The 1,809-nt window shown below is 57.8% G+C and carries 2 protein-coding genes; one reads left to right on the top strand and one right to left on the bottom strand.

What is annotated here, in order from left to right:
* On the top strand, positions 1-1,614 hold a 1,614-nt coding region (gene glmS / locus ACH2EH_RS09200; RefSeq protein ID WP_395140994.1), incomplete at its 5' end, for a glutamine--fructose-6-phosphate transaminase (isomerizing).
* A 57-nt stretch (positions 1,615-1,671) separates the two neighbouring features.
* Here glmS and ACH2EH_RS09205 read toward each other — a convergent pair.
* Complete coding sequence (locus ACH2EH_RS09205; protein ID WP_395140996.1) at positions 1,672-1,764, bottom strand: CHRD domain-containing protein; 93 nt, start codon at positions 1,762-1,764, stop codon at positions 1,672-1,674.
* Positions 1,765-1,809 lie beyond the last annotated feature (45 nt).

A 1,809-nucleotide genomic window follows, 5' to 3' on the forward strand; every position in this document is an offset into this window, starting at 1 on the left:
GCTACCCATGGCGGCCCGACAACTCCCAATGCTCACCCGCATTTTTCTCAAGACAGTAAGATCGCGCTGATTCACAACGGAATTATCGAGAACTATCAAGAGCTACGATCAGAGCTGATTAATGAGGGGTTTCTCTTCGCCTCCGAGACCGACACCGAAGTGCTGGTGCATCTGGTGGACCGTGCGTTTCGCACGTTAGGCGCGATGGAGGCGGCGATCCGTGAGGCGCTGACATTGGTGACGGGGGCGTACTCCATCGCCGTGTGCTCGTCGCACGAGCCGCAGACTATCTACTGCGCTAAGACGGCATCCCCGCTGATTCTCGGACTCGGTGACGGTGAGAATTTTCTGGCCTCCGACATTCCCGCCGTGATGCGCTACACGCGAAAAGTTATTGTGCTGGAAGACGGTGACTTTGCCAAGCTCACACCAAGTGGAGTGATTCTTACAGATCTCGCGGGTGGCCCAATTCATCGCGAGCCGTTTATGGTCACTTGGGACGAACAGACAGCGGAAAAAGGCGGTTTTCCGCACTTTATGCTCAAGGAGATCCACGAGCAGCCGCGTGCGCTGGCCGACACGCTCCGGGGCCGACTTACTGATGAGGAGCGGGTCTGTATTCCTGAGCTTGAGGGATTTACGAAAGCACAGCTTGTGGGATTTACGCATGTCCATATTGTCGCCTGCGGCACGGCGTATCACGCGGGTGTGGTCGCTAAGCGCTTCTTCGAGGGGCTCTTGCGCCGTCCCGTTGAGGTCAGTGTGGCCTCAGAGTTTCGCTACTCCGACCCGCTGGTGAGCCAACAAACTCTCTGTTTGATTATCTCGCAGTCCGGGGAGACAGCGGACACACTGGCGGCACTGCGTGAGGCCAAACGGCTGGGGGCGACCATTGTCTCCGTAGTGAATGTGGTTGGCTCCTCGATCGCCCGCGAGAGCCATGCCTGTGTTTACACCCAAGCGGGGCCGGAGATCTGCGTGGCGAGTACGAAAGCCTATGTTACCCAGCTCATGGTGCTCTATCTGATTGGCCTGCACTTTGCCGCTCTTGAAGACAGGCTCACCGACACGGCGCACCAGAGCTTTGTGCGGGATCTGGTTACGCTGCCCGATGCCGTGGAGAGCGTGATCGGTAATGCCCTGCTGGTGGAAGACTTGGCCGCAAAGCTCGCGGATCGGAGCGTTTTCTTCTACCTTGGGCGCGGCTACGACTACGCCGTAGCGCTGGAGGCGGCGCTCAAACTCAAGGAGATCAGCTACTTGCACGCCGAAGCCTATGCCGCCGGGGAGCTCAAGCACGGCCCGCTGGCGCTGATCGAGCCGGGCGTTATTGTGGTGTGCTTGGCGACTCAGCCCACGGTGTTTGACAAGATGTTGAGTAATATCAAGGAAGTCGCCGCGCGCGGTGGAACTGTCGTGGGTGTGGTTTTTGAGGGGGAGAATAGACTCGATACCACGGCGGATCACTTACTCCGTATTCCCCAAGTCCGCCCTGAGCTGGCCCCAATAGTCTCGATTGTGCCGATGCAGCTTCTGGCGTATTTAGTCGCACTGCAGCGTGGCTGCGATATTGATATGCCTCGGAACCTCGCAAAATCCGTCACCGTCGAATAGCCATAAAAAACAAATGCCCTTCTCCGTGAAGCGGGAGAAGGGCAGAGCAGAGACTAGCTACGCCTTGACAAGGTCGCCGCGCAACTCACCGCTGGGGGCGAAATCCGTGTGGACATTGATGTAGTGGGTCTTGTTGCTCAGACCAGGCACGGCTGCATCGTACTTGAAGTCTATGTGAAGCTCACCCGGCTTGCT

Source organism: Armatimonas sp., assembly GCF_043760365.1.
Taxonomy (GTDB): Bacteria; Armatimonadota; Armatimonadia; order Armatimonadales; family Armatimonadaceae; genus Armatimonas.